This window comes from Streptomyces corchorusii (genome assembly GCF_001514055.1).
GTDB classification, from domain to species: Bacteria; Actinomycetota; Actinomycetes; order Streptomycetales; family Streptomycetaceae; genus Streptomyces; species Streptomyces olivaceoviridis.
This window is the reverse complement of sequence record NZ_KQ948421.1, coordinates 1-515: the sequence shown is the minus strand read 5'-3', so window position 1 is coordinate 515 and position 515 is coordinate 1. Positions and strand designations below refer to the sequence as shown.

The following is a 515-nucleotide window of genomic DNA, read 5'->3' as shown; positions in this document are numbered from 1 at the left end:
CTAAGACCGTGTCCTACGTGGTGAGGCGGATGAGTCGCTTGTAGCAGCAGAGGGCGGCGGCGAGTCCGAGAAAGGCCAGGTAGTTGCGGGGATCGCGTTCGTAGCGGGGGCTGAGTCGGCGGTAGCCGGACAGCCAGGACATCGTCCGCTCGATGACCCACCTGCGGCGCCCTAATCGCTCGCTGGACTCGATGCCTTTGCGGGCGATGCGCACGCCGATGCGCTTCCCGCGGAGCCATCTGCGCAGGTCGGCGCGGTCGTAGGCTTTGTCGGCGTGCAGGCGCTGGGGCTTGAAGTGGCGGCCGCGGTGGGGGTCGTGTCTCGTTTGGTACCCCTCCACCATCGGCTTCAGTCCTTCGCTGTCGTGGACGTTGCCGGCGGAGACGCCGACGAGGAGGGGCAGGCCGTTCGCGTCCGACAGGACGTGCATCTTGGAACCCGGCTTGCCCCGGTCTACGGGGCTCGGACCTGTGTGTTCGCCCCCTTTTTAGCGCGGACGTGGGCGGTGTCGAGGA

Annotated in this window: 1 pseudogene; it reads right to left on the bottom strand. The window is 67.6% G+C overall.

The window, feature by feature from the left end:
* Positions 1 to 13: 13 nt before the first annotated feature.
* Positions 14 to 515 (bottom strand): annotated as a pseudogene (locus AQJ11_RS45095) (IS5 family transposase); the annotation flags it as partial.